General features: G+C 59.3%; 28 protein-coding genes. 9 read left to right on the top strand and 19 right to left on the bottom strand.

Features of this window, described 5'->3' with window-relative positions:
- Positions 1 to 45: 45 nt before the first annotated feature.
- A complete protein-coding gene (gene ubiG / locus E4Z66_RS17025; protein ID WP_136464264.1) occupies positions 46 to 789 on the top strand; it encodes a bifunctional 2-polyprenyl-6-hydroxyphenol methylase/3-demethylubiquinol 3-O-methyltransferase UbiG in 744 nt (247 codons plus the stop codon).
- On the opposite strand, the gene E4Z66_RS17020 is transcribed toward ubiG, so the two are convergent.
- From E4Z66_RS17020 to E4Z66_RS19970, 5 genes are read right to left on the bottom strand one after another with little or no spacing between them, the layout of a single operon-like run.
- The gene (locus E4Z66_RS17020; protein WP_136464263.1) at positions 786 to 1238 is read right to left on the bottom strand and encodes a MarR family winged helix-turn-helix transcriptional regulator; all 453 of its coding nucleotides are present in this window, start codon (positions 1236 to 1238) and stop codon (positions 786 to 788) included. The genes ubiG and E4Z66_RS17020 overlap by 4 nt on opposite strands.
- Entirely contained in the window at positions 1238 to 2071 is an 834-nt protein-coding gene (locus tag E4Z66_RS17015) for a carbon-nitrogen hydrolase family protein (protein WP_136464262.1), read from the bottom strand. Before E4Z66_RS17015 ends, E4Z66_RS17020 begins: the two co-directional genes overlap by 1 nt.
- On the bottom strand, positions 2068 to 2325 hold the full coding sequence (gene grxC, locus E4Z66_RS17010) for a glutaredoxin 3 (RefSeq protein ID WP_136464261.1): 258 nt from the start codon (positions 2323 to 2325) through the stop codon (positions 2068 to 2070). Before grxC ends, E4Z66_RS17015 begins: the two co-directional genes overlap by 4 nt.
- A gap of 30 nt (positions 2326 to 2355) precedes the next feature.
- Positions 2356 to 3087, bottom strand: coding sequence for a double zinc ribbon domain-containing protein (locus E4Z66_RS17005; RefSeq protein ID WP_281276236.1), 732 nt, complete (start codon positions 3085 to 3087; stop codon positions 2356 to 2358).
- Between the two features lie 6 nt (positions 3088 to 3093).
- Positions 3094 to 3363, bottom strand: a complete 270-nt coding sequence (locus tag E4Z66_RS19970; RefSeq protein ID WP_342773466.1) for a hypothetical protein — start codon at positions 3361 to 3363, stop codon at positions 3094 to 3096.
- Here E4Z66_RS19970 and E4Z66_RS17000 point away from each other — a divergent pair.
- Positions 3256 to 3921: a methyltransferase domain-containing protein gene (locus E4Z66_RS17000; protein WP_342773465.1), complete on the top strand. Its 666-nt coding sequence runs from the start codon at positions 3256 to 3258 to the stop codon at positions 3919 to 3921. The genes E4Z66_RS19970 and E4Z66_RS17000 overlap by 108 nt on opposite strands.
- Positions 3922 to 3975: 54 nt before the next feature.
- The gene (hemH, locus tag E4Z66_RS16995) at positions 3976 to 5037 is read left to right on the top strand and encodes a ferrochelatase (protein WP_136464258.1); all 1062 of its coding nucleotides are present in this window, start codon (positions 3976 to 3978) and stop codon (positions 5035 to 5037) included.
- A 101-nt stretch (positions 5038 to 5138) separates the two neighbouring features.
- Here the strand turns inward: hemH and E4Z66_RS16990 are convergent, their stop codons facing one another.
- Together E4Z66_RS16990 and E4Z66_RS16985 are read right to left on the bottom strand one after the other, a co-directional pair.
- The gene (locus E4Z66_RS16990; protein WP_136464257.1) at positions 5139 to 5318 is read right to left on the bottom strand and encodes a hypothetical protein; all 180 of its coding nucleotides are present in this window, start codon (positions 5316 to 5318) and stop codon (positions 5139 to 5141) included.
- 133 nt (positions 5319 to 5451) lie between these two features.
- Complete coding sequence (locus tag E4Z66_RS16985) at positions 5452 to 6060, bottom strand: L,D-transpeptidase (protein WP_136464256.1); 609 nt, start codon at positions 6058 to 6060, stop codon at positions 5452 to 5454.
- A gap of 174 nt (positions 6061 to 6234) precedes the next feature.
- Between E4Z66_RS16985 and dalA the strand changes: the two genes are divergently transcribed.
- Complete coding sequence (gene dalA / locus E4Z66_RS16980) at positions 6235 to 6750, top strand: divisome-associated lipoprotein DalA (protein ID WP_136464255.1); 516 nt, start codon at positions 6235 to 6237, stop codon at positions 6748 to 6750.
- Positions 6751 to 6752: 2 nt separating this feature from the next.
- On the opposite strand, the gene E4Z66_RS16975 is transcribed toward dalA, so the two are convergent.
- The 3 genes from E4Z66_RS16975 to E4Z66_RS16965 form a co-directional block, all read right to left on the bottom strand.
- Positions 6753 to 7259: a L,D-transpeptidase family protein gene (locus tag E4Z66_RS16975; protein WP_136464254.1), complete on the bottom strand. Its 507-nt coding sequence runs from the start codon at positions 7257 to 7259 to the stop codon at positions 6753 to 6755.
- A 97-nt stretch (positions 7260 to 7356) separates the two neighbouring features.
- Entirely contained in the window at positions 7357 to 8133 is a 777-nt protein-coding gene (locus E4Z66_RS16970; protein ID WP_136464253.1) for an ion transporter, read from the bottom strand.
- A gap of 9 nt (positions 8134 to 8142) precedes the next feature.
- Entirely contained in the window at positions 8143 to 9177 is a 1035-nt protein-coding gene (locus E4Z66_RS16965) for a class I SAM-dependent RNA methyltransferase (protein WP_246036064.1), read from the bottom strand.
- Here E4Z66_RS16965 and E4Z66_RS19895 point away from each other — a divergent pair.
- The gene (locus E4Z66_RS19895) at positions 9169 to 9417 is read left to right on the top strand and encodes a hypothetical protein (protein WP_246036063.1); all 249 of its coding nucleotides are present in this window, start codon (positions 9169 to 9171) and stop codon (positions 9415 to 9417) included. The two genes, E4Z66_RS16965 and E4Z66_RS19895, sit on opposite strands and share 9 nt — an antisense overlap.
- Here the strand turns inward: E4Z66_RS19895 and E4Z66_RS16960 are convergent.
- The 5 genes from E4Z66_RS16960 to hslO all read right to left on the bottom strand — a co-directional run bounded on the left by E4Z66_RS16960 (position 9392) and on the right by hslO (position 15930).
- Positions 9392 to 11224, bottom strand: a complete 1833-nt coding sequence (locus E4Z66_RS16960) for an ABC transporter ATP-binding protein (protein WP_136464462.1) — start codon at positions 11222 to 11224, stop codon at positions 9392 to 9394. The genes E4Z66_RS19895 and E4Z66_RS16960 overlap by 26 nt on opposite strands.
- Positions 11224 to 13062, bottom strand: coding sequence for an ABC transporter ATP-binding protein (locus E4Z66_RS16955; protein WP_136464251.1), 1839 nt, complete (start codon positions 13060 to 13062; stop codon positions 11224 to 11226). The genes E4Z66_RS16960 and E4Z66_RS16955 overlap by 1 nt, the downstream gene beginning before the upstream one ends.
- A gap of 141 nt (positions 13063 to 13203) precedes the next feature.
- On the bottom strand, positions 13204 to 14352 hold the full coding sequence (locus E4Z66_RS16950; RefSeq protein WP_136464250.1) for a CCA tRNA nucleotidyltransferase: 1149 nt from the start codon (positions 14350 to 14352) through the stop codon (positions 13204 to 13206).
- A complete protein-coding gene (locus E4Z66_RS16945; protein ID WP_136464249.1) occupies positions 14352 to 14951 on the bottom strand; it encodes a CoA pyrophosphatase in 600 nt (199 codons plus the stop codon). The genes E4Z66_RS16950 and E4Z66_RS16945 overlap by 1 nt, the downstream gene beginning before the upstream one ends.
- Positions 14944 to 15930 carry an Hsp33 family molecular chaperone HslO gene (gene hslO, locus E4Z66_RS16940; RefSeq protein WP_136464248.1) on the bottom strand — a complete coding sequence of 329 codons (987 nt, stop codon included), beginning with the start codon at positions 15928 to 15930 and terminating at the stop codon, positions 14944 to 14946. Before hslO ends, E4Z66_RS16945 begins: the two co-directional genes overlap by 8 nt.
- A gap of 70 nt (positions 15931 to 16000) precedes the next feature.
- On the opposite strand from hslO, the gene E4Z66_RS16935 reads away from it, so the two are divergent.
- Complete coding sequence (locus E4Z66_RS16935) at positions 16001 to 16453, top strand: NUDIX domain-containing protein (RefSeq protein ID WP_136464247.1); 453 nt, start codon at positions 16001 to 16003, stop codon at positions 16451 to 16453.
- Here E4Z66_RS16935 and E4Z66_RS16930 read toward each other — a convergent pair.
- Positions 16435 to 17679, bottom strand: coding sequence for a PP2C family protein-serine/threonine phosphatase (locus tag E4Z66_RS16930; RefSeq protein WP_246036062.1), 1245 nt, complete (start codon positions 17677 to 17679; stop codon positions 16435 to 16437). The two genes, E4Z66_RS16935 and E4Z66_RS16930, sit on opposite strands and share 19 nt — an antisense overlap.
- Positions 17680 to 17855: 176 nt before the next feature.
- Between E4Z66_RS16930 and E4Z66_RS16925 the strand changes: the two genes are divergently transcribed.
- The gene (locus tag E4Z66_RS16925) at positions 17856 to 18191 is read left to right on the top strand and encodes an Hpt domain-containing protein (protein ID WP_342773461.1); all 336 of its coding nucleotides are present in this window, start codon (positions 17856 to 17858) and stop codon (positions 18189 to 18191) included.
- Here E4Z66_RS16925 and ilvA read toward each other — a convergent pair.
- Positions 18188 to 19441: a threonine ammonia-lyase IlvA gene (ilvA, locus tag E4Z66_RS16920; RefSeq protein ID WP_425456154.1), complete on the bottom strand. Its 1254-nt coding sequence runs from the start codon at positions 19439 to 19441 to the stop codon at positions 18188 to 18190. The two genes, E4Z66_RS16925 and ilvA, sit on opposite strands and share 4 nt — an antisense overlap.
- Positions 19442 to 19538: 97 nt before the next feature.
- On the opposite strand from ilvA, the gene E4Z66_RS16915 reads away from it, so the two are divergent.
- The gene (locus E4Z66_RS16915; protein ID WP_136464244.1) at positions 19539 to 20756 is read left to right on the top strand and encodes an argininosuccinate synthase; all 1218 of its coding nucleotides are present in this window, start codon (positions 19539 to 19541) and stop codon (positions 20754 to 20756) included.
- On the opposite strand, the gene E4Z66_RS16910 is transcribed toward E4Z66_RS16915, so the two are convergent.
- Positions 20753 to 21451, bottom strand: coding sequence for a sulfotransferase (locus tag E4Z66_RS16910; RefSeq protein WP_246036061.1), 699 nt, complete (start codon positions 21449 to 21451; stop codon positions 20753 to 20755). The genes E4Z66_RS16915 and E4Z66_RS16910 overlap by 4 nt on opposite strands.
- Positions 21452 to 21545: 94 nt before the next feature.
- Between E4Z66_RS16910 and msrA the strand changes: the two genes are divergently transcribed.
- Positions 21546 to 22175 (top strand): peptide-methionine (S)-S-oxide reductase MsrA, encoded by a 630-nt coding sequence (gene msrA / locus E4Z66_RS16905; RefSeq protein ID WP_246036060.1) that lies wholly within the window; start codon positions 21546 to 21548, stop codon positions 22173 to 22175.
- Here msrA and E4Z66_RS16900 read toward each other — a convergent pair.
- The gene (locus E4Z66_RS16900) at positions 22172 to 24427 is read right to left on the bottom strand and encodes an NADP-dependent malic enzyme (protein ID WP_136464241.1); all 2256 of its coding nucleotides are present in this window, start codon (positions 24425 to 24427) and stop codon (positions 22172 to 22174) included. The two genes, msrA and E4Z66_RS16900, sit on opposite strands and share 4 nt — an antisense overlap.
- Between the last annotated feature and the right edge of the window lie 79 nt (positions 24428 to 24506).

The following is a 24506-nucleotide window of genomic DNA, read 5'->3' as shown; positions in this document are numbered from 1 at the left end:
CGGCCTATATAAGGTCTAGTCTCAGAAGATCACATGGGAAACGGAATGCAAGCGCAACAAAGCACAGTGGATGCCGGAGAAGTCGCAAAATTTGAGGCGATGGCGGCCGAATGGTGGGATCCCAATGGCAAGTTCAAGCCATTGCACATGCTGAACCCGTGCCGACTTGATTACATCACCACGCAAATCGCGGCGGAGTTTGATCGCGATCTTGGCGCGGCGGCCCCGTTCGATGGCCTGCGAATCCTTGATATCGGGTGCGGTGGCGGTCTGCTGTGTGAACCGATGGCGCGACTTGGCGCAACGGTGGTCGGGGCCGATGCTGCCGAACGCAACATCCCGGTTGCACAGGTTCATGCTGAGCAATCCGGGCTCAATATCGACTATCGTCACACCACCGCCGAAGATCTGGCCGCCGCTGGCGAGCAATTCGATATCGTGCTGAACATGGAAGTGGTCGAGCATGTCGCCGATCCGTTGACCTATCTGACGGCCTGCCAGCAATTGCTGCGCCCTGGCGGGCTGCACATCTGTTCGACGATCAACCGGAATCCGAAAAGCTTCGTGGTCGCCATTATCGGCGCAGAGCACGTGATGCGCTGGCTTCCCAAAGGCACCCATGAATGGAACAAGTTCATCACCCCCGATGAACTCTTCGATCTGTTGGGAAAGGCCGGGCTGACCCCGGTGGATCGCAAAGGCTTCGTGTTCAATCCGGTGCGCTGGGATTGGAGCTTGTCTGACCGCGATTTGAGCGTGAATTACGTTACCGCCGCACTGAAACCCTAAGCGGGATCGGTGACAGAGGATTTGATCCGCAGCGCGCGCATGACGGAAATCGCGCGCCGGACCTCCTCTTCCCCAAGATCAGACAGCGCCGTGTCGATCAGCGGGGCGATCGAGCTCATCGCTTGATCCAGCGCGGCGCGGCCTGCCGGACTGATCGCAACCATCTTGCGACGCGCATCATCCCAATCGGGTCGGATATGCACGTATCCAGCCCATTCCAACTTGGCGAGCGTGTTGGTCATTGCCCCGCGCGTCACACCAAAGGTCTGCGCCAGCTGCGCAGGGGACCGTTCTGCCGCGTTACGGGCCAAGTGGTTCAGAACCGAGAAATGGGAAAGCTCCATCCCCTTGGGCAACACGCGGCTGAGCCGTTGACGGATCATGTGATCCGCTGCCAGCACTTCACCGAAAAGCGCAATTGCCAAGGAATTGGTCGGTGCTTTCCCCATTACGGTCCTTCGAAGCTACGGGCGTTCTGCAAGGACGGCACCCTGCGCCGCGCATCGTCGACGCGGTCAAGGTCCAGATCAAACATGTATACACCGGTTTCTGTACCCGCATCGAGCAGCACCTCGCCCCATGGCGAAATAACAAGCGAATGCCCGTATGTTGATCGCTCTTTGCCGGTGGTGGATCTGTGCGTTCCCGTCTGTGCCGGTGCAATGACGAAGCACCCGGTTTCGATGGCGCGCGCACGCAGCAGGCTGTGCCAATGGGCCGCGCCCGTCACAGGCGAAAACGCCGCAGGGGCCGTCAGAACACGGGCCCCGGCGCGGGCCAAGGCCTGATAAAGCTGCGGGAACCGCATGTCGTAGCACACCGATAGCCCAACCGGCCCGAACGGGGCATCCGCAACCACGGCCCGCGCGCCTGGACGATAGCCACTGCTTTCGCGGTGGGATTCGTGTTCGTCGATATCCACGTCGAACATATGGATCTTGTCATACTGCGCGACGATTTCGCCCGTCGGGTTCACCAGAATGCTACGGTTCGCGAACCGCCCGTCCACATCCCCGGTCTTGAGGGCGAGCGACCCGATCAAAACCCAGATGCCATGCTCTGCCGCCGCCGCTTTCAGGGCGGCCAGCGTGGCATCGTCATCGGGCAGCGACAGAACGCTTTGCTGGTGCGTCCGGCTTGTCGATACGCAGTTGGTCACCTCTGGGGTCAGCACGAATTCGGCGCCCTGGGCGACCGCATCCGCCATCATCGCCAGAACGGTGGCAAGGTTTTCCTCCGGCAGATCAGAGGAACTTAACTGAAGGATCGCGGCGCGGGTCACGCGGCCAGCAGAGCGTCGAGCTTTCCGGCGCGCTCCAATGCGTAAAGATCATCGCATCCGCCGACATGGACATCGCCAATAAAGATCTGCGGAACGGTTCGGCCGCCATTGGCACGCTTCACCATTTCAGGCTTGCGGTCGGGATCGGCCAGCACGTCGACTTCCGAAAACGCCACGCCCTTCTGGTTCAACAGACGCTTGGCCGCATGGCAAAAGCCGCACAGCGGAGAGGTGTAAATTTCGACCGGTTTCATATTTTCCTCTAAAGCAGGTTCAGAGGCTATTTAGTCGTCTTTTGCCACTCTTGCCAGTGTCAGCACGTCTACCCGCCTTGCGCCTGCTGCAAGGCAGCCTTCCGTCGCGGCGGCCAAAGTCGCGCCGGATGTCATCACGTCATCGACCAAAAGTACCGGCTTTCCGGTCAGGTATTTCGTCCTTTGGCTGTTCGGGATGATGACCCCGCTCAGCCGTTCGAACCGTTCGGTCACATTGGCACCGTCCAGCGGTTTGGTGCGCCGCATACGCACCAATCCATCCAGAACCGCACGCCGCGACACCCGTAAAGCCAGATGCTGCGCCAACAGGGCGGACTGGTTATACCGCCGTTGAACCAGTCGCTGCCAGTGCAGCGGAACCGGCACGATGACAGTATCTTCTTGAAGCAGAGGGCGCGCGGCCTGCGCCAGCCACGTCGCCGCCGTCACCGCGACGTCATGCCGATCCGCATGTTTCAACCGCAGCACAAGCGTTCGGCCCATATCCCGGTACAGCATCGCGGATCTGCCCTGGGACCAGGGACGCGCCAGTTTCTGACAATCGTCGCATTTGGTGTCATCCTCCGGGTCGCGCGACAGCACTGGAACACCGCAGCTTTGGCAGACCGGTCCTGAAATCAGCGGCAACTTGGCCCAGCACGCCCCGCAAAGCGCGAATTCGCTTTCCACCATGCCGCCGCACCCTGCGCAGCTTGGCGGAAAGAGGACTCGCAATGCCGTTTGAACCTGCGCTTTCAGCACTCTACATCACCTTGCATGAACGATTCTCCAAATCTGTGCGACCGCCGCGCGTTGTTGCGCCACAGAAAACGCACCCGGCGGGACGCGCTGTTCCTTCACGAAGTCGCGGCTGACGAGGTGCAGGATCGTTTGTCCATGGTTAAGAGGGAGTTTAAATCTCGGGCGATCGTGACCGGTCACCCTGATTTTTGGTCCGAACTGTTCAATGACGCCAACATCGTTGCAGATGACGACATCCTGCAGCTTGAAGAAGGCGCCCATGATCTTGTCGTTCATGCGATGGCGCTGCATTGGGCCAACGATCCGGTTGGCCAACTGATCCAATGCCGCCGCGCATTGAAGCCGGACGGGCTGTTTCTGGCCGTCTTGCCCAGCGGTCAAACCCTGAACGAATTGCGCAGCGTCCTCACCGAAGCAGAGGTGTCCATTCGTGGCGGTCTGTCGCCCCGCGTAATGCCCATGGCCGACATCCGCGATCTGGGTGGCCTGCTACAGCGCGCCGGATTCGCCCTGCCGGTCGCGGATTTGACCCCGCTCGCGGTCGAATATGATGATCTGCTCGCCCTGGGCCGCGATCTGCGCGCGATGGGAGAAGGCAATGCCCTCGGCGGACGCCAGCGGAGCCTGACCCGTCGCGACCTGTTCGCCCTCGCGCATCAGATTTATGCCCAGCGCTTTCCCGGTGACCAAAAGGCGCTACGTGCGACCTTTGAACTTGTGACCCTGACAGGCTGGGCCCCGGCATCGTCACAGCCGCAACCGCTCCGGCCCGGCTCTGCCCAGGCGCGGCTTGCCGACGCGCTGAAAACCGATGAAACGCGGCTGCCCGATTGACCTTTGTCGGAATGCCGTTATCTCCCGACAGAACTCCACAATTTGGAATGTGAGATGCAGCACCAGCCTAACTCTGCCAAGTGCCCAGCGCATGCCCCGTCCGATCACCCCGCCTTGCCGCCTGCACGGATCGGTATCCTGCTCGCAAATCTGGGCACGCCGGATCATTACGATTACTGGTCGATGCGCCGCTACCTGGGCGAATTTCTGTCCGATCGGCGGGTCATCGATTATTCGCCGTGGCTTTGGCAACCCTTGCTGCAACTCGTCATCCTGACGAAACGCCCCTTCACCAGCGGCGCGGCCTACAAGTCGATCTGGAATCACGACAAGGGCGAAAGCCCCTTGATGACGATCACGAAGGACCAGACTGCCAAAATCACCGAGACACTGAAGGCGCGCTATGGCGACGATGTGATGGTTGATTTCTGCATGCGCTATGGCAATCCGTCGACCAAATCGAAGGTCCGGGCTATGGTCGAGGCGGGCTGCGACAAGATCCTGTTTTTCCCGCTTTATCCGCAATATGCCGGTGCCACATCCGCAACCGCGAATGACGCCTTCTTCGCCGCCTTGATGGAAGAAAAATGGCAGCCTACGTCGCGTACTGTTCCGCCCTATTTCGATCACCCGCTTTATATCGAGGCGCTCGCCCAGTCGATTGAACGGGCCTATGCGGATATCGCGGATCGCCCGGACATTCTGGTGTGCTCCTATCACGGCGTTCCAAAGCGCTACCTGATGGAAGGCGACCCCTACCATTGCCAATGCCAGAAAACGACGCGCTTGCTGAAAGAACGGCTGGGCTGGGACGACACGCAGATCACGACCACGTTCCAATCGCGCTTTGGCCCCGAGGAATGGCTGCAGCCCTACACGGTTGAAGAGGTCGCGCGGCTGGCGGAAGCGGGCAAGAAGAAGATTGCCGTCTGCGCGCCTGCGTTTTCAGCCGATTGCATCGAGACGCTGGAAGAGATCAACGAAGAGATTCGTGAAAGCTTCGAAGAGGCGGGCGGCGAGCAATTCACCTATATTCCCTGCCTGAACGACGAAGACGCTCATATCACCGCATTGTCGGCCGTGATCGAAGAGAACCTGAAGGGCTGGATCGACTAAAGGTCCGCCCTGCCAAACCGGAGCCCCAGACTCCGGCCCCCAAAACGCGAAAAAGGCGGTGCCGAAACACCGCCTTTTTACATTTTACGTAGCTTCGAGCCTTAGTCGGCCAGAGCTGCCGCCAGAACAGCAATCAGGATCAGCGGCACAACGATGCCAGCGGACGAGCTGTTTGCTTCTTCTACGATGACGGGAGCTTCGATAACCGGATCGGCGGGCGCGCCGGCGAATGCGGTCGAAGCAGCAGCAGTCAGAGCAGCGGCGAGAACGAGTTTTTTCATGTCAACCTCCAGTAAACACACAAGACAAAACGCTTATGTGCGCTAAACTTACCTCGTAGCCCCGACTAAACAGAAATTTTTGGCGATTGCAAACCTGATTGACTACGCATCACCAGAAGTCGGGGCAAAATCGTCAAATTAGCAACACTTGTGTGCCGACCTGCGCCATCTCGTAAAGCTCTTCGATGTGCTGGTTATACAGACCGATGCAGCCGTTCGACGAACGACGCCCGATTTTCCGCGTGTCATGGGTGCCGTGGATTCGGTAATACGTCCAGCTCAGGTGCAGGGCGCGGGTGCCAAGCGGATTGTCCGGGCCGGGGCCGATATAGTCGGGCCATTCCGGATTGCGTTGTTTCATCGACGGTGTCGGACGCCAATCGGGCTCCGGGTCTTTGAATGTCACCTGCGTCCGGCCACGGCGCGTCAGTTCTTCGGTCAGCGGCACCGAAGACGGGTAGAGCTTGTAGATCGAGCGATCTTCGCTCCAGTAATGCACAACGCGGCTGTCGATATCGACCAGTACAGCGCCATTGCGCGTGTTGTCGAAATAAGGTTCCCAGCTGAGCGAGCGGAAGCTGGCGATATTCCGCCGCACGCTTTGTGTCACGTCACGCTCGACCTCTGTGGTGTTGGCGCTGTTGACGTTGGATGATTGAGCGATCGCAGGGGCCGCCAGTGTTGCCGCCGCGCCCGCAAGGAATCCGCGGCGGGATGCGTTCTTGAACGGAGATTGTGTCACCGATCGTCTCCAAATACTGCAAGTTTAACGATTACCCAACAAATATGGCGCGAAAGCCGCAGTTGCAAATCAAACCGCCGTTAACACCATCGCTCACAAGTATGTGCGTTTGTAATGCAACGCGGCGATGTGTATTCGACTCACCGTAGTCATCGAATGGAGCGATCGCGGAACATGGTGCGTCTGATTTCCTTGTTGAGCATGGTAATGATCCTGCTGGCCGCTTGTGCGCCGGTGCCGTCGGAACAGAAAGTCGGTTCGGATGGTCTGCCACTGCCGAAACTTTATCGCATCCGCGCGGGCGATGCCCCAAAGATCCAGTTCCGCATGCTTGATTCGATCAATGCCCTGCGCTCCGCGTCCGGGGCGACCCCGTTGACGATGGATGCCAAGCTGAACGCCGCTGCGGCGACTCATGCGCGCGATATGTCGGTGCAAAACCGCCCGTGGCTGTTTGGCTCTGACGGGTCGTCGCCGCTGGATCGACTGGCCCGCGTGGGCTTTGACGGCCAGCATATCGGCGACGCGATCTCGGAAACCTACGAGACAGAGCTTGAAACCCTCGCCGCTTGGATGGACCAGCCCGACACGCGCCGCATCCTGCTGGATCGTAACGCGCGTCGCATGGGGTTCGCCTGGCATCAGGAAAGCAACGGCAAAATCTGGTGGAGCCTCGTTCTGGGCACCTGATCTTACGGGTTTATCACAATCGGCGTGCCGTTCTTCACCATCGCGTAGATCTGCTCCATCGCGCGGTTCGGCACGGCAATACAGCCTTCTGTCCAATCCGCGTCATCCATCTGGCCCCGCCGCCGCAAGCGGTTTGGCTGGCCATGGATGAAGATGTCGCCGCCCGGACGTTTTCCCATGCTCGCCGCATGGGCCCGGTCCGTTGCATTGGGATAGGAAATGCCCAGCGACAAATGGAATGAACTGTTCGGGTTGCGTCGGTCGATCAGATAGACGCCTTCCGGGGTCTTGCCATCGCCTTCGAACTCTTTCGGTCCGGCCGGCGCGCGCCCCAGATCAATCTCATACTGTTCGAGTACCTTGCCCTCGTGCAGCAGGAACATCTCCCGCGCGCCCTTGTTGATGACGATCCCGGTCACTTCGGGGCCGCTATAGCGGCGGAATTTACTGGCACAGCCGGACAGGACGGTCATCGCCGCCGCACCCAGAATGAAAATACGTCTTTGCATGGAGCTTGCTCGATCCCCTTGTCGTTATCGGGGCTTTACCATCTTCGAGCGTCGTTAACCTAGTCCTAATCGCGTGCGACACCTCACGGATTCGCGATTATTCGCGGTCCTTGCGAAGCTGCGCCTCAATCGCCTCAAGCCGGGTCAAAACCTGATCGCGGTAACTGTCGGTCTGTTCGCGATCCTCTTCCAGATGCGCGTCCTGCATGGAGTTCACGACAAGACCGACCAGCAGGTTCACCACAACGAAGGTGGTCACAAGGATGAACGGCACGAAGAACATCCATGCTTGCGGGTAGACGTCCATCACCGGGCGCACGATCCCCATCGACCAGCTTTCTAGGGTCATGATCTGGAACAGCGAATAGGCCGACAGCCCAAGTGTCCCGAACCAATCCGGAAAGGCATCACCGAACAGCTTCGTCGCCATGACGGAGCCAATGTAGAAAATGATCGCCATCAGCAGAAAGACCGACCCCATGCCGGGCAGCGCGGTAACGAAGCCTTCGACCACCCGGCGCAATCGCGGCGCCACCGAAATGACGCGCAGCACCCGCAGGATGCGCAGCGCCCGGAGGACCGAAAACCCCTGCGTGGACGGCACCAGCGAAATGGCAACGATGGTGAAGTCGAACAGATTCCAGCCGTTCTGGAAAAACCGCAGGCGATAGGCAAAGAGCTTCAGCGCCAGTTCGACCACGAAAACCGCCAGACACAGCGCGTCAAGCAGTTCGATCAGCCACCCTGCCCGCGCCATCGCGGCGTCCCATGTCTCCAGCCCCAACAGGATCGCGTTGAACAGAATGACGACGAAGATCCCATTGGTAACGGCAGGCTTTTCCAGCCAGTTGGCAAGCGCGGTGGGGGATGTCATTGGAGCCTCTTAGTCACGTCCGGGCTGCATATGGGATTTCGTCAGGCGCGCCGCAACCTCGGTATGGGGCGACCAGCGAAACTGATCGACCACATGCACCCATTCCACTTGGTATCCACCGTCGACCAAGATGCGCACATCACGCGCGAAACTTGCCGGATCGCAAGAGATATAGGCAATCACCGGCACGTCGCTTTTGGCAAGGCGTTGCGCTTGGGCTTGCGCACCCGCACGCGGTGGGTCCAGCACAACGGCGTCGAATTTCGCAAGCTCCGGTTCGGTCAGCGGATCGTCGAACAGATCGCGTGTCAGCGACCGAACGGGATAGGCCAGCCCGGCGTGATTGGCCGCCTCTTGCAGCGCGCGGGTCATTGGCTTGTCGCCCTCCACCGCCGTAACCGGACCGCGTTCGGCCAGACGCAGGCTGAAGGTTCCGCACCCGGCGAACAAATCCGCCACCGCGTGCGCGCCTTCCGTTGCCTCTAGGACAAAGGCCTGAAGCGCTTTCTCGCCATGCTCCGTCGCCTGAAGAAACGCGCCGGGCGGCAGCGGAACATCTGCCTTGCCAATCTTGTGCTGCGGCGGCGCAAGCTGCGCGGCCAGTTCACCGTTCCAGGTCAGGCGTAGCACGCCATGCTCTGCCGCGATTTGAGGCAGCTTGATCCGCAGCTCTTGATCCAGCGGCTTGCCGTCTTCGACGGACACGTCCAACCCGCCTTGAACCGCGTTGCACTGCACCAAGATTTCGCCTTTGCGGCTGGCGCCGACCACAGCAAGCGCGCGGGTCAGGTCAAGCCCCTTTGCAAGGTCGTCCGAGATAAGCGGGCAGTCCACGACATCGACCAGCACATCCGATTTGCGCCCATGAAACCCGGCCAAAGCGCCCGATTTCGTCCGCCGTGCCGCGAACCGTGCGCGGCGTCGGCTACGGGTTGGGGAGGTTTCGATCCCGCGGATCGGCGCATCAAGGCTTTGTGCCGCCAATGCGGTGCGCACGATCCCGACCTTCCAATCCGCGACCAGCGCGTCAGAGGCATGTTGCATCTGGCAACCGCCACAGGACTTGAAATGACGGCATGGCGGCGCGACGCGATCCGCCGAGGGCGTTACGATCCGAACGTCCGTGACCCGGTCCCCGTCGCGCTGGCCGGAAACGATCTCACCGGGCAGCGTTCTTGGGATGAACACTGGTCCCTCGGCAATGCCATCGCCCTGCCGGCCCAGCGCTTTGATTTCGTAATTCTGCATCGTCGTCCGATCATTCTGCCGCTTCGGCCCGAATAAACCCACCGGACTGCCGTTGCCAATACTGCGCATACAGCCCGCCCGATGCGAGCAGATCGTCATGGGTGCCACTTTCGACGATTTTGCCCCCATCCATCACGATCAATCGGTCCATTTCGGACAAGGTGGACAGACGGTGCGCAATCGCAAGAACCGTCTTACCTTCCATTACACGCTCCAACGCGGATTGGATCGCGGCTTCGACCTCGCTATCCAGAGCGCTGGTCGCCTCATCCAACACAAGGATCGGCGCGTCCTTCAAAATGGCGCGGGCCAGAGCGATCCGTTGCCGCTGCCCACCGGACAGCTTCACCCCGCGCTCGCCCAGATAGGCGTCATAGCCCTCGCGCCCTTTATGATCCTTCAGCCCAAGTATGAACTCATGCGCTTCTGCCGCTTTTGCCGCCGCGATCATGTCTTCTTCCGACGCATCGGGCCGACCATACATGATGTTGTCGCGGGCCGAACGGTTGAACATCGCCGTATCCTGCGTGACCATGCTGATCTGCTTGCGCAAGCTGTCCTGCGTGACCAGCGTTGTGTCCTGACCATCAATGCGGATCGTACCGGATTCGGGTCTAAACAGGCCAAGCAGCAGCGAAACCAAGGTCGTCTTACCCACGCCAGAGGCCCCGACCACGCCGATCTTCTCCCCCGCCCCTATGGTCAGATTGATATCGCTGATCCCGCCCGCCTCACGGTCATAGGCGAATTCGACACCTTCGAAAGAAATCTCGCCGTCGGTCACGACAAGCTCAGTCGCGCCAGGGGCATCTTCAAGACGCTCGCGCGGGGTCAGCGTGCGCATACCGTCCTCGATCTCGCCGATATTGGAATAGACCTGCATCAGCGTGAACGACACCCAGCCGGTCATCTGCGCAATGCGCACGGACACCGTCCCTGCCGCCACGATATCGCCGGTGCTTGCCATGCCGCGTTGCCACAGAAGCAGGCTCGCACCGATCAAAAGCACTGGCAGCAGTCCTGCCAGCGTCATCAGGCAAATCCGGAAAAGGGCGGACAAGCGCCCAAAGGCGATCGATCTTTCGCGGAACGTCTCAAGCGCGCCCAGCGCGGCGACATCTTCGAAATCCGAATGGGCAAACAGCTTGACCGTCTTGATGTTGGTGATGGTATCGACGATCTGACCGGAAACCATGGTCCGCGATCCGGCCCGCGCCGCCGACCGCTTGCGAACACGCGGGAGGAACCAGCGGATCAACGCGAAATATCCAATCAGCCAAACGCAAAAAATCGCCACGACGCGCCAGTCAATCGTTCCAAGCAACAAAAGCGCCCCACCAAGCGACGCAAGCGCGAATGCGATCACGTTGATTGCCTCGGTCACGACATCGGTCACAGCCCGCGCCGCCTGCATCTGCTTTTGCGCAAGACGCCCAGCGAAATCATTGTCAAAGAACGTCACCGATTGGCCCAGCGTCCAGCGGTTCAATCGTTGCAACACAAGCGGGTTGACGTTGGGCTGCACGATGATCGCGTTCGATGCGTTCGACAGGCCAAAGAACACAGGCCGCGCCAGCAGGAAGAACGCGACCGCGCCGATGATCATCGCGGTGTTTTCAGGCGCGAAGAACCCGTCCGGCCCATCGCTGACGGCCGTATCGATGACCAGCCCCAGGATATAGGCTGTGCCAGCTTCCATCGCGCCCGCAAGGCCAGAGAAGATCGCAGCAAGCCACAGCGCGGGCCAACTGCCGGACAGGCACCACGACATGAACGGCCAAAGGCGCTGCGGTGGCGGGCCATCCGCCGGGCGAAAAGCGTCAATCCAGCTGGAAATGTGCATCATTGCGCGGCCTCGACATCAAGAAACCCGCCGGACTGATGCGCCCAGAACCCTGCATAGAGACCGTTTTTCGCCAACAACCCTTCATGCGTGCCCTCTTCGACGACCCGCCCCTGATCAAGCACCAAAATCCTGTCCATCTGCGCGATGGTAGACAAGCGATGCGCGATGGCGATGACTGTTTTGCCTTCCATCATGCCGTATAAAGTATCCTGAATGACTGCTTCCACTTCGGAATCTAGGGCGCTGGTCGCTTCGTCCAACAGCAGGATTGGCGCGTCTTTCAGAACGACCCGCGCCAATGTGATCCGTTGGCGCTGCCCGCCCGACAGTTTCACCCCACGTTCCCCGACTTGCGCATCGTAACCGGAGCGCCCCTGCTGATCCGCGAGATCGAGGATGAAATCATGTGCTTGCGCCTTCAGCGCCGCCTTTATCATATCCTCGTCGCGCGCGTCAGGCTTGCCATATAGGATATTGTCGCGGACCGACCGGTGCAGCAGCGAACTGTCCTGCTGAACCATCCCGATATTCTGCCGCAAACTCTCTTGCGTGACACCGGTGATATCTTGGCCATCGATCAGAATCCGGCCCCGCTCAGCGTCGTAGAACCGCAACAGCAGCTTCACCAGCGTGGATTTCCCCGCCCCGGAGCGCCCAATCAGACCGACCTTTTCGCCCGGTTTGATGTGGATAGAGACGTTATCCAGCCCGCCCGCGCCGCGCCCATAGTGATGTGACACACCGTCTATGACGATCTCGCCCTTTGTCAGCGATAGCTGCTTGGCACCGGCGGTATCGACCAGATCGATGGGCTGGGCAATCGTCTCCATCCCCTCGGCGACGACACCCAACTGCCGGAAAAACGTCGTCAACGCCCACATGATCCAACCCGTCATCGCATTCAGCCGCAGCGTCAGGGCCGTCGCCGCAGCCACTGCGCCAACGCTTGCGCTGCCCTGTGACCAAAGCAGAATGGCCCACCCGACCACGCCGACAATCAAAAGGCCGTTGAGCACGACCAGCATCACATCCATCAACGTGTAGAGCCGCATTTCCACTTGAAAGGTCTTGCGCGTATTCTCAATCGCTTCGCGCGCATAGGACAGTTCACGGTCGTGATGCGCGAACATCTTGACCGAATGAATGTTGGAATAGCTGTCAACCACCCGCCCCGTCACCGTCGACCGGGCATCGGATGCCGCTTGCGAGGCAGGACCGACGCGTTTTACCGTCCAGCGGATCAGCAGCATGTAAAGCCCGAACCAGATCACCAGCGGCAGCATCAATCGCGGATCAGAGGTCGAAAGCAGGAACGCCGCGCCGATCAGATACGCCAGCGAAAAGGCTATCGCGTCGAAGACCTGAAAGATCACCTCACCCGCGGCTGGCGGCGTTTGCATGATCCGGTTGGCAATACGCCCGGCAAAGTCGTTCTCGAACCAGCCGACCGATTGGCGCAGCACATGCTTATGGGACCGCCACCGGATCAACGTTCCGAAATTGGGCAACACAGCGTTGTTCAAAAGCAGCACATCAAATGCCTGTAGCGCCGGGCGGATCAGCAGGATGAACACGGCGACGAGGATAACCTCCGTGCCGTGATCCGCCCAGAATTGCGCGGGATCGCCCCCCAGCAAATCGACCACGCGGCCCATATACCCTATAAGCCAGATTTCCACCGCAGCGACGACCACAGACATGAACGCCGTCAGCGCAAAGACCTTTTTGAACGGCTGGCAATAGTCCCACAGGAACGGCCAAAGCGCCTGCGGGGGCGTATCCGTTTCCTTGTACGGCGTGTACGGATCGACGAGGTTCTCGAAAAAGCGAAACATGGCATTCTACCTGCGTTGAATGAGTTTCACGGCGAGCGAAGCGTCATGCGCCGCCGATCAGGTCGAAGCGCATCGCATGGGTGGGAATGGAAGCCGATATGAAATCTCTTACCTGCCAAATATCCGACCCACGGTCAGGTGTCACTGCAAAAGCTCTTCCCGGGTCAGTTTGAACTCTGATTCGATCCAACGCTGTTCAAGGGATTTGAGCTGATCGCCCAGTTCTTGACCAGAATAGCTGTCAATCAAGTCACTGGCCGAAATGGGAAATTTCGCGCGTGCGCCTTTGTCGATCGCCACCGTCGCGTTTCCGGCGGGCACGAGTTCAAGGAATGCACAGCGCAGCGCAAAGGCGACGCGCCCATCCTCCGCACCAAGGCGATACCCAAGCTCCCCGATGGAACATGTCCCAGTGGCCAGACGTCGAAGCCCCGCCAGTTCACGCATCTGCGCCCGGCTCAATCGCAAGGTTTCGGCCACGTCCTCGGAGATCAGCGCCGCCAACCGATGAACCGGGTGCGGGGCAATGCCCAAGCGGTCCTCGAAATGCAGGTAGGGACCAAACGGGGTCGGATCGCAGCCGGGCAAAATCTGCGCCGTGACCCCGATCCGGGTCATGGTCATCACAGCACGCAGCGGATCGCGGGCCTTCAGCAACTTGAGCAACTCGGTCGTGACACGCTCGCGGCTCAGGGAATTCAGGCCAGAGATATTCTCTGCAATTGCTGCCAATGCCTCTGCGTCGAAGCCGTTTTCAGAATTCGCGTAACGCGCCGAAAACCGGAAGAACCGAAGCGTGCGCAAATAGTCTTCGCGAATCCGATCTACCGCGTTGCCGATGAACCGGACGCGGCGGGCCTGTAGATCGGGCAAACCGCCGACCGGGTCCGTGATGGTGCCGTCCGCCGCAGCGTACAGCGCGTTCATCGTGAAGTCGCGGCGCTGGGCGTCATCCTCAAGCCGGTCCGAAAACGCAACAACCGCGCGGCGCCCATCGGTTTCAACGTCGCGCCGATAGGTCGTGATTTCGAACGGGGTATTGGCGACAACAGCGGTTATCGTCCCATGGTCAATCCCCGTGGGAATAACCTTCAGTCCAGCGGCCCGCAGGAACGCCATCGCCGTTTCGGGCGGTGCGTTGCTGGCCATATCGATGTCGGACACGGGTTCCCCCATCAACTCGGCACGCACGCAACCACCAACGGCAAAAAGTTCATACCGGGCGGCGGCATAAAGATCGAAAAGCTGACGGGTTTCGCGCCGTGTCAGCCAGTCACCCGTCAGTTTCATCACAAATCCACCGCATCTGCCCATCCCCGAAGGATACGCGCGGTCGCGCCCCAGATGTAATAGGGGCCGAATGGAATGGCGTAATACGCCCGCATCTGTCCCCGCCAGCGCCGCGACTGGATCTGGAAGTTCTCTGGCTTCAGCAGGTGGGCCAGCGGGACAGAGAACACCTCCGCCACTTCGCCCGCCTCGGGGATCACCTCGAAATCAGTGTCTAACCGGGCAATAACCGGAGTAACCGTGAATCCTGTGACGGTCTCATGCGCCGGAAGCTGGCCGATCACTGTCGCCGCCCCATCCGGCAGGCCGATTTCCTCACGTGCCTCGCGCAAGGCGGCGGCGACAATGTCGGTATCCTCTGGATCCTGCTTCCCACCGGGAAAGGCGACCTGGCCGGGATGGTGCTTCAACGCGGAAGATCGCTTCGTCAGATAGACGGTCGGGCCGCTTTCATCCGGACGAATGATAATCAGCACACCTGCGGGACGCAGTGTCCGATCAGCTGGCAATTTGATGTTCTTGTTCAGATCATAGTCAGAAGAGGGGCGATGCGCGCCATTTCCAAGCGCGGCGAACGCCCTCTCCATCACGTCAGACATCCGGGTTGCCGTCATTGTCAAAGCCCAAGGTCGTGGGGTCCAGCACATAATGCGCACCGCAGAACTGGCAATCCGCCGTCACGCGGCCATCGTCCGTGGTCATCTTCTCAATATCGCGCATCGAGTAGATCGACAGGCTCTGACGCACGCGCTCTTCCGAACAGGTACAGCCGAAGCGCACCATTTGGGTGTCATACACGCGCGGCTGTTCCTCGTGGAAAAGCCGGACAAGCAGATCACTCGGCGCCACCGAGGGGCCGACCAGTTCAAGCTCGCCAACAGTGTCGAGCAGCATATTCACGCGCGACCAATTCTCTGCCTCGTCGCCCTGAACGATATCCGACGGCTGAAGCACTTCGCCCGACCCTTCGCCCTGCGACACGAACGGAGACGCCTTGGGCAGATGCTGCAACATGATGCCGCCAGCGCGCCACCGCGTCCCCTCACCCGGCTCTGTTGATTGGCCGAAGCTCAGCTCGAACCGGGTGGGCAATTGTTCGGATTGCGCAAAATACGCCTCGGCGCAGGCGGAAATCGAGTCGCCAGCCAAGGGGGTAATGCCCTGATACGGGGCCATGCCCTTACCCTGGTCGATCATGACTGCGAAATACCCTTCGCCCAATTGCTCGAACGGGGGCGCATCTGTCACGCGGTCCGGATCGTAACTGGCATAGGCGCGAATCCGGGCAGGATCGCCCTCTTTCTCCGGGCCATAATAATCCGTCGCGATCATGCGGACCGCGCCCTTTGTCTGCACCTGCAAAGACAGCTTCCACCGCAACTTGATCGTCTGACCGATCAGCGCCGTCAGCAGAGCCATTTCCGCTACGAGGGCTTCGACCACCGGCGGATAGTCGTGCTGCTTGAGAATACCGCCAAGAACTCCGTCAAGGCGGGCGACACGGCCGCGAATGTCGGCTGCATCAAGTTGGAATGGCAGGACCGTGTCGTCCCACGCGATTTTGTGACCGATATTCATGGGGTTTCCTTGTTTGCCTGAGATTGGCATATCGGCGCTATATAGTCAGCCCTTCCAAAAGGAAAACCCCATGATCCCCCGCGTCGGTGAAACCATGGACATCTCGGAACGCTATCGGCTGCGTCCCGGCGCCTACGCGATCCTGCCGTATCGTGGCAGGCTGCTGCTTACCGCGCAATGGGGCGACGCGGTGGATATCCAATTGCCCGGGGGTGGAATTGAACCTGGTGAGGCGGTGCGACCGGCTTTGTTTCGCGAGGTGATGGAGGAAACCGGCTGGACCATCTCGGCCCCGCGCCGGTTGGGGGCGTTTCGCCGCTTTGTCTATATGCCGGAATACGATCTGATGGCGGAAAAGCTGTGCCACATCTATGTCGCGCGGCCCGGTCGCCGGCTTTCGGACCCATCGGAACCCGACCATGATCCGCTATGGCTGACACCGGAGGATGCCCTGGACGCGCTGGGCAATGATGGCGACCGGCTGTTTCTGCACAAGGCGATCCGTCACGGCTTTGTCGCGTAATCAAGCAGGACCATCGAAACGTCGTCAGGCAGTGCCGCGCCATCGGCGAATTCGTTCAATTTCCACATAAATGTTTCAAAGAACGCGGCCCCATCCAGATCATCAAGGTCGCGCACAAAGGCTTCCAGCCCCTCTTCGCCCAGCATTTCCCCATCGGGCCGCGGGCATTCCGTGATCCCGTCAGAGTGCAGCAGGAACCGATCGCCCGGGGCAAGTTGAACCTCGAACTCAGAGAATTCCACATCCTCGATCAAGCCGACCGGAAAGCCGCCCGGCGATTGTTGGATGATATCCCCGTTCGCGCGGCGCAACAGCGGATGCGGGTGGCCCGCCTGACCAAGACGCAGCAAACCGGTTTCCAGTTCCAGATGCCCAAGCAGTATGGTGAAGTAATGCTCTGTCGACATTTCTTCGAGAACCATCCGGTTCAGCGTTTTGATCGCCTGCGCTGGCGGAATCGGCGCGAAAACATCGCCCGAAACCCGGCGCAGCGCGACGTTCTGATCCGGGGCCACGGGTGAAAGGAATCCAGCCAAACGCGCGGTCATCAACGCCGAACTGATCCCATGCCCAGACACGTCGATCGCATAAATCCCAAGATGATCCGGGCCCGCCGGAAAGAAGCCCACAAGGTCGCCGCCGACATAGCCGCTGGATTGCAGCAACAGCGAAACATTGAAGTTGCCAAAGGTTTTGTGCCGCTCAGGCAACAGCGATTGTTGCAAATCCCGGGCACCGCGCAAATCACTGTCGAGCGCGTCATTCAAACGCTCCACCTCGCGCAGCGCATCCTCAAGCGCGCGGTTTTGTTCCCGCAGCCGAAACTGCATATCAAGAATCCGCTCACCCGCGCTGATCCTTGCCCGCAGCTCGCTGGAATTTATCGGCTTCGTCAGGAAGTCATCCGCACCCGCATCCAGACCTTGCGCGATTTCTGACTTATCGCTCTTCGCGGTTTGCAGGATGAAGTAGGTATAGCTGGAGGATTTGAGCGCCCTCAGATCCCGGCAGAAATCGACACCGCTTTTCCCCGGCATCATCCAGTCGCTCAAAATGATATCGGGCATGGATTGGGCACACAGATCCAACGCGGCCTCGGCGCAATCCGCCTGCTGCACGTCATAGCCCCACTTCGTCAGCAGGGAGGACAGGATTTTCCGTTCCAGACGACTGTCGTCAACGACCAGCACCCGGCGAACGATCCCCGTGCTTACCGCAGCTTTCACGTCGGATTGGAGTGAGGAAATTTGCATACGTATCCGGCCCAGTTTCTTCCGTTTTGACCGCAGTGTGTGAAGAATCCATCAATAATAAAACTTTAGCGAAGAGGCGGTCGCGAGTTCACCTTCCGGCAAGGCATCCATGGGACAAGATTGGCGTTGCTTGGAAGAAGGTGATGCGCATGTCAGCTCTGATCGACTGGAACAAAGTACACGAGTTGCGCGAAGATATCGGGCGCGAGGATTTCAGCGAAGTTGTCGATCTGTTTCTTGAAGAGGTGGAATTGACGATTGCCGCGCTGGGCAATGCTGACCGATCCATGGAACACGATCTGCACTTCCTGAAAGGCTCCGCCAGCAATCTGGGCTTCGTCGCTTTTGCGGACCTGTGCCGTCAGGGCGAAACCGCCGCCTCGCAAGGCAACGCGGGTAAGGTCAATGTGCCGGAAATCGTCGGAATCTATCGCGACTCCAAGGATGCGTTTCTCACAGATTTCGACCTGAAACTTGCAGGTTAGAGAACGAATTGAGCGACGGTGTCGTCGTTTGTAATATCGGTATAGGTGAACCCGGCATCGTCCAGCCGCGCGAACAATGCGTTGAAGTTTTCGGGGGCCGATGTCTCGATCCCGATCAGCACGGACCCGAAATTTCGGGCAGATTTCTTCAGGTATTCAAACCGTGCGATATCGTCATTCGGGCCAAGGATGGCCAAGAAATCTTTCAACGCACCGGGGCGCTGCGGCAGCCGCAGAATGAAGTATTTCTTCACGCCGGAATAGCGCTGCGCCCGTTCCTTCACCTCCGGCAAGCGCTCAAAGTCGAAATTGCCGCCAGACACAACGCATACGACGCACTTCCCGCGAATATCTTCTGCCACGTCTGCCAAGGCTTCGATCGCCAACGCGCCAGCCGGTTCCAGCACGATGCCTTCGACGTTCAGCATCTCGATCAGCGTGGTGCAGATGCGATCCTCGGAGATCGATACCACATCTGACGGGGCGACCCCTTTGAGCCTTTCAAAATTCCGTGCGCCGATCTGCGCCACGGCGGCGCCATCGACAAAACTGTTCACGGGGGACACATCGACGGGCCGCCCCGCTTCAAGCGCGGCATGCAAGGACGGCGCACCCATGGGTTCGACAAAAGTGTACTGCATCTCCGGCCCGAAATAGGAATAGATGCCCGACGCCAATCCTCCGCCCCCAACAGGCAAAACGATGCGATCTGGCAGGCTCTCCATCTGGTCTTCGATCTCCACCGCGACAGAGGCCTGACCTTCGATCACGTCGTCATCGTCGAAGGGCGACAAGAAATGCCCTTTTTCCCTGGCGCAATATTCCTGAGCGCTGGCCAGCGTGTCGTCGAAATAATCGCCCGTCAGCCGGACTTCGACAAAATCGCCACCGAACATCGTGGTTTTCAGGATTTTCTGCTGCGGCGTCGTCACCGGCATGAAGATGACACCCGTCACCCCGAAATGCCGGCACATATAGGCGACGCCCTGCGCATGGTTTCCCGCACTGGCGCAAACGAACAAAGTCTGGTTCGGACTATGATCCAGCACTTTGCGCATCGCATTGAAGGCACCACGAAGCTTGTAAGATCGGACCGGGCTCAAATCCTCTCGCTTCAGGAAAATATCGGCGTCAAAGCGTTGGGACAGGTGGTCATTCCGCAAAAGCGGCGTCTTCGGAAAAACGCTTCGCATGGCCTGTTCCGCTTTACGCGCCGCTTGCCTGAAAGTCATGATCGTCCCTTTCTTCATCCCTTTTCGCCCTAAGCCGTTCGATACAGGTGGTCAATCTTGCGGGTTCTCGCCAAAACAGCTATCGCGCAACCGGACATGTGAAGGAATTCTGACTATGAGCGCGCCCAAGAAAGTTGTTCTCGCCTATTCTGGCGGTCTCGACACTTCGATCATCCTCAAATGGCTACAGACGGAATACGGTTGCGAGGTCGTGACCTTCACCGCCGATCTGGGCCAGGGCGAAGAGCTGGAACCCGCCCGCAAAAAGGCGGAGATGATGGGCGCCAGCGCGATCTACATCGAAGACCTGCGCGAAGAATTCGTCCGCGATTTCGTATTCCCGATGTTCCGCGCGAACGCGCTGTATGAAGGGCTGTACCTGCTGGGCACTTCCATCGCACGGCCGCTGATCTCGAAGCGTTTGGTGGAAATCGCCGAAGCCGAGAACGCAGATGCCGTGTCGCATGGCGCCACAGGCAAGGGCAACGATCAGGTTCGGTTCGAACTTTCCGCCTATGCGCTGAACCCGGATATCAAGGTGATCGCGCCCTGGCGTGAGTGGGATTTGTCGTCGCGGACCAAGCTGATCGACTTTGCCGAAAAGCACCAGATTCCGATCGCCAAAGACAAACGCGGCGAAGCGCCGTTTTCTGTCGATGCCAACCTGCTGCACACATCCTCCGAAGGCAAAGTGCTGGAAGATCCGGCAGTAGAAGCCCCCGACTACGTGTACCAGCGCACCACGCATCCAGAGAACGCGCCCGACAAGCCGGAATATGTCGAGATCGGTTTTGAGAAAGGCGATGCAGTCTCTATCAACGGGCATGAGCTGTCCCCGGCGGAAATCCTGACCAAGCTGAACGAATTGGGCGGGAAGCACGGCTGCGGACGTCTTGATCTGGTCGAAGGTCGCTTCGTGGGTATGAAGTCGCGCGGCATCTACGAAACACCGGGCGGGACGCTGCTGCTTGAAGCGCATCGCGGCATCGAATCGATCACGCTCGACCGCGGGGCGGCACACCTCAAGGATGAGATCATGCCGCGCTATGCCGAACTGATTTACAACGGTTTCTGGTTCTCGCCAGAGCGTGAAATGCTGCAAGCCCTGATCGACAAGAGCCAAGAGCATGTCACCGGCACCGTGCGACTGAAACTGTACAAAGGTTCGGCGCGCTGTGTGGGCCGCTGGTCCGATTACAGCCTATATTCCGAAGCGCATGTAACCTTCGAAGACGACGCGGGCGCATATGATCAGGCCGACGCAAAGGGCTTCATCCAGTTGAACGCGCTGCGCCTGAAGCTGCTGGCCGCGCGCAACAAACGCTCCGGCTAAATCTTGAACGCCGCCAGTCGATCATAACTCGGCATGGCGGCGTCCACCAACGGCTTCAAATCGTCCGCAATCTCGGGCAAGGGCCCTTCTGGGTCCGCAAAACCGGTGGATTTGTGGACAGCGCCGTACCAATGGGCCGCCCAGACGCCGTCACTTTGGTGACCACCCGCCGGCCAGTGCAGCATGGCCGGATCCCAATCAAGGCCCAGCGCGGTGCACAGTTTGCGTAATGTCGCTTCCGGGTCTTGGCGAATGTCGAAACTGTCCACGACGACCGGGTCCGTTCCCATTGCCCGCACCTCCTCGAAAATCTCGCATTGCTGCACGAACCCGATGTCATCCAGCGTCGGCGCTTCGCGCTTGACCGCATAGCTTGCAACCACACGCGCCGGATGGCGTATCAGAAACGCATGCCGGGCATTCGCAAACCAGTCGCGCGGAAAACCATCCAGTATGTGGTGGGTCATTTGCTTCGTGTAGAGACTATGTTTCGTCTGAAATTGCTGCGCGACAACTGCCGGGTCCGTTTCCATGGTATCAAGGATTTCGGCGCGCATCGGATGATCCAGACCTGTCGCATCCAGATAGGCTGCATAGAACGGCTCATCCAGAACCGAGAACTCTGCGCGCGCGCCAAAGCTATACATCATCGCCGTCGACAAGTTACGCGGCCCTGACCACATTGCGATATGCATGGGCTTTCTCCTCTTCACCTCGCTGTGAGCTAACCGTTCCGTGAATTGCGCCGCAAGCCGCTTTGCTTCAGTTTCAAGAAAAATGAGGTGTCTTATGCGCTTGTCCCACGTTCTGGTCCTGATCGCGTCGCTAGGTTTTCCCCATCTGGCCAGCGCCGATAAGCTCGTCGTCGCAGGCGGCTGTTTCTGGTGCGTAGAGGCTGATTTCGAGAAGGTCGCCGGGGTCAGTGGCGTCGTATCAGGCTTTACCGGCGGGACGGTGGAAAACCCGTCTTACAAGCAAGTGGTGCGGGGCGGCACCGGCCATTACGAGGCGGTCGAAATTACATTCGATCCTGCCAAAGTGTCCCGCGCGACATTGCTGGACCTATTCCTGCGCTCCGTCGATCCGACAGATGCGGGCGGGCAATTCTGTGATCGCGGTCAAAGCTATGCCACGGCCATCTTTACAGCTTCACCGCAGGAATCCGCGCTGGCACAAGCGGCGATCAAGAAGGCAGAACAGGACTTGGGCGCAAAGATCGTGACCCCTGTTTTGCCAGCTGGCCCCTTCTACAAGGCCGAAGCCGATCACCAAGACTATTACAAAAGCTCAGACCGCGTCCTGACCCGGTTTGGGGTCAAGACGAAGGCCGAAGCATATAAGCGCTATCGCAAGGCTTGCGGGCGCGACGCACGCGTGAAGCAACTTTGGGGTGCGTCAGCGCCATTCGTGGGCAATTAACCGACCCGGCATGCCGCCAGAATTGCCATGTTCAGAATGTCGTTCGCCGTATGTGTCGTCGAACAAATCTGGATGGAGTGATCCACGCCACTCAAGATAGGGCCAATGACGGTTGCCCCGGCCATTTCCTGCATCAGCTTGACGGAAATGCTTGCTGAATGCCGGGCCGGAACGACAAGAATGTTGGCCGGACCGGTAAGCCGCTGGAACGGGTAATTGGCCTGCGCCGATTCATTCAAAGCAACATCGACGGTCATTTCGCCTTCATATTCGAAGTCAACGCCCCGCGAATCCAGAACCCGTGGCGCCTGGTGCATCTTTTCGGCACGCTCTGACACCGGATACCCAAAGGTAGAGAAGCTGACGAAAGCGACCCGCGGTTCAAGGCCAAGGTTCCGCGCAACAGTCGCCGCGCGTTCTGCAATGTTGGCAAGATCTTCTTGGTCGGGCCATTCATGCACCAACGTATCCGCTATCAGAACGATCCGTCCTTTATACAGCAGCGCGGTAATCCCGGCCGCCCCATGGGACGCATCCGCGTCGAAGACGTGATTGATCCGCTCAAGCACATGCGCGGATTTTCGCGTCGCGCCGGTGACAAGACCATCGCCATGTCCATGGGCAAGCATCAGCGACGAGAATACGTGACGATCACGCGCCGCAAGACGATGGATGTCCTTCATATCGTGTCCACGACGTTGCAGCCGCTGATACAGAAACTCCTTATAGGTATCGAGATGCGGCGTGTTGGCCGCGTTCACGACTTCCAACTCGCGGACCGCATCGCCAAGACCACTGTCTTCCAGCTTGCGTTTCACGTCGTCATGCCGCCCGACAACCAGGGCTTTGCCAAGGCCGGACCGCTGATACAGAACCGCTGCGCGCAAAATCCGGGGGTCGTCGCCTTCTGCAAAGATCATGCGCGCTTGGTTCGCACGTGCCCGCGCGTTGATGCCGCGCAGAATGTTGGCGGTGGGGTCCATCCGCGACTTCAGCCCGATCTCATAGGCGTCCATATCCACGATCGGACGACGCGCTGCGCCGGTATCCATCCCAGCTTTCGCCACGGCCGGCGGGATCGTGTAGATCAAGCGCGGATCGAAGGGCGTCGGGATGATATAGTCTCTACCAAAGGTAAGTTTGCGCCCATAGGCCAGGGCGACCTCGTCAGGCACATCTTCGCGCGCAAGCCGCGCCAAAGCATGAGCGCAGGCGATTTTCATCTCGTCATTGATGGCGCGCGCATGAATATCCAACGCGCCCCGGAACAGATACGGGAAACCAAGCACGTTGTTCACTTGGTTCGGGTAATCGCTGCGCCCCGTGGCAACAATTGCATCGACCCGGACTTCATGCGCTTCTTCGGGGGTGATTTCGGGATCGGGGTTGGCCATCGCAAAGATGACCGGGTTATCGGCCATGCTTGCAACCATATCAGGCGTTACGGCCCCTTTGACGGAAACGCCAAGGAACACGTCGGCACCATTCATCGCTTCTTCCAGCGTGCGCAGCTCGGTAGAGATCGCATGCGCGGACTTCCACTGGTTCATGCCCTCGGTCCGACCTTGATAGATCACGCCCTTGGTATCGCAGACGATGCAGTTTTCATGCCGCGCGCCCATGGATTTCAGCAATTCAATACATGCGATCCCGGCGGCCCCCGCCCCGTTCAGCACGATTTTCACATCTTCGATCTTCTTGCCCGACAGATGCAGCGCATTCAGCAAGCCCGCCGCGCAGATCACCGCCGTTCCGTGCTGGTCATCGTGGAAGACCGGGATATCCATCTCTTCCTTGAGGCGCTGTTCGATGATGAAACATTCCGGCGCCTTGATGTCCTCAAGGTTGATGCCGCCAAATGTCGGCCCCATCAGTTTGACCGCTTTGCAGAATTCGTCCGGATCTTCTGTGTCCAGCTCGATATCGACTGAGTTCACATCAGCGAACCGCTTGAACAGAACCGCCTTGCCCTCCATCACCGGTTTGGAGCCAAGCGCGCCCAGATTTCCAAGGCCCAAAACAGCCGTCCCGTTCGAGATCACCGCAACCAGGTTGCCCTTGTTCGTATAATCATAGGCCGTTTCCGGCGCCTCTGCGATGGCAACGCAGGGAACCGCCACGCCGGGCGAATACGCAAGGCTCAAATCCCGCTGTGTGGTCATTGGAACCGTCGCTTGGACGGCCCACTTCCCGGGTGTCGGTTCGAGATGGAAAGCGAGCGCTTCCTCTTCAGTAATCCGGTTATTCTTCATCGTGGGCCCCTCCGATAGCTGAAGCGTCTTAACAAGGCCTGCGCTGCGCCTCAACAGACCTATTTACCGACTTTCGCCC

Source organism: Aliishimia ponticola, from assembly GCF_004803475.1.
Lineage (GTDB): Bacteria > Pseudomonadota > Alphaproteobacteria > Rhodobacterales > Rhodobacteraceae > Aliishimia > Aliishimia ponticola.
This window is presented reverse-complemented; position numbering and strand designations above follow the sequence as displayed.

Coding starts and splice junctions, on each gene's coding strand:
- ubiG (WP_136464264.1), top strand. CDS start 46: ATGCAAGCGCAACAAAGCACAGTGGATGCCGGAGAAGTCGCAAAATTT.
- E4Z66_RS17020 (WP_136464263.1), bottom strand. CDS start 1,238: ATGGGGAAAGCACCGACCAATTCCTTGGCAATTGCGCTTTTCGGTGAA.
- grxC (WP_136464261.1), bottom strand. CDS start 2,325: ATGAAACCGGTCGAAATTTACACCTCTCCGCTGTGCGGCTTTTGCCAT.
- E4Z66_RS19970 (WP_342773466.1), bottom strand. CDS start 3,363: ATGAACGACAAGATCATGGGCGCCTTCTTCAAGCTGCAGGATGTCGTC.
- hemH (WP_136464258.1), top strand. CDS start 3,976: ATGCAGCACCAGCCTAACTCTGCCAAGTGCCCAGCGCATGCCCCGTCC.
- E4Z66_RS16990 (WP_136464257.1), bottom strand. CDS start 5,318: ATGAAAAAACTCGTTCTCGCCGCTGCTCTGACTGCTGCTGCTTCGACC.
- dalA (WP_136464255.1), top strand. CDS start 6,235: ATGGTGCGTCTGATTTCCTTGTTGAGCATGGTAATGATCCTGCTGGCC.
- E4Z66_RS16975 (WP_136464254.1), bottom strand. CDS start 7,259: ATGCAAAGACGTATTTTCATTCTGGGTGCGGCGGCGATGACCGTCCTG.
- E4Z66_RS16970 (WP_136464253.1), bottom strand. CDS start 8,133: ATGACATCCCCCACCGCGCTTGCCAACTGGCTGGAAAAGCCTGCCGTT.
- E4Z66_RS19895 (WP_246036063.1), top strand. CDS start 9,169: ATGTTGCATCTGGCAACCGCCACAGGACTTGAAATGACGGCATGGCGG.
- E4Z66_RS16965 (WP_246036064.1), bottom strand. CDS start 9,177: ATGCAACATGCCTCTGACGCGCTGGTCGCGGATTGGAAGGTCGGGATC.
- E4Z66_RS16960 (WP_136464462.1), bottom strand. CDS start 11,224: ATGCACATTTCCAGCTGGATTGACGCTTTTCGCCCGGCGGATGGCCCG.
- E4Z66_RS16955 (WP_136464251.1), bottom strand. CDS start 13,062: ATGTTTCGCTTTTTCGAGAACCTCGTCGATCCGTACACGCCGTACAAG.
- E4Z66_RS16950 (WP_136464250.1), bottom strand. CDS start 14,352: ATGAAACTGACGGGTGACTGGCTGACACGGCGCGAAACCCGTCAGCTT.
- E4Z66_RS16945 (WP_136464249.1), bottom strand. CDS start 14,951: ATGTCTGACGTGATGGAGAGGGCGTTCGCCGCGCTTGGAAATGGCGCG.
- hslO (WP_136464248.1), bottom strand. CDS start 15,930: ATGAATATCGGTCACAAAATCGCGTGGGACGACACGGTCCTGCCATTC.
- E4Z66_RS16935 (WP_136464247.1), top strand. CDS start 16,001: ATGATCCCCCGCGTCGGTGAAACCATGGACATCTCGGAACGCTATCGG.
- E4Z66_RS16925 (WP_342773461.1), top strand. CDS start 17,856: ATGTCAGCTCTGATCGACTGGAACAAAGTACACGAGTTGCGCGAAGAT.
- ilvA (WP_425456154.1), bottom strand. CDS start 19,441: ATGAAGAAAGGGACGATCATGACTTTCAGGCAAGCGGCGCGTAAAGCG.
- E4Z66_RS16915 (WP_136464244.1), top strand. CDS start 19,539: ATGAGCGCGCCCAAGAAAGTTGTTCTCGCCTATTCTGGCGGTCTCGAC.
- E4Z66_RS16910 (WP_246036061.1), bottom strand. CDS start 21,451: ATGCATATCGCAATGTGGTCAGGGCCGCGTAACTTGTCGACGGCGATG.
- msrA (WP_246036060.1), top strand. CDS start 21,546: ATGCGCTTGTCCCACGTTCTGGTCCTGATCGCGTCGCTAGGTTTTCCC.
- E4Z66_RS16900 (WP_136464241.1), bottom strand. CDS start 24,427: ATGAAGAATAACCGGATTACTGAAGAGGAAGCGCTCGCTTTCCATCTC.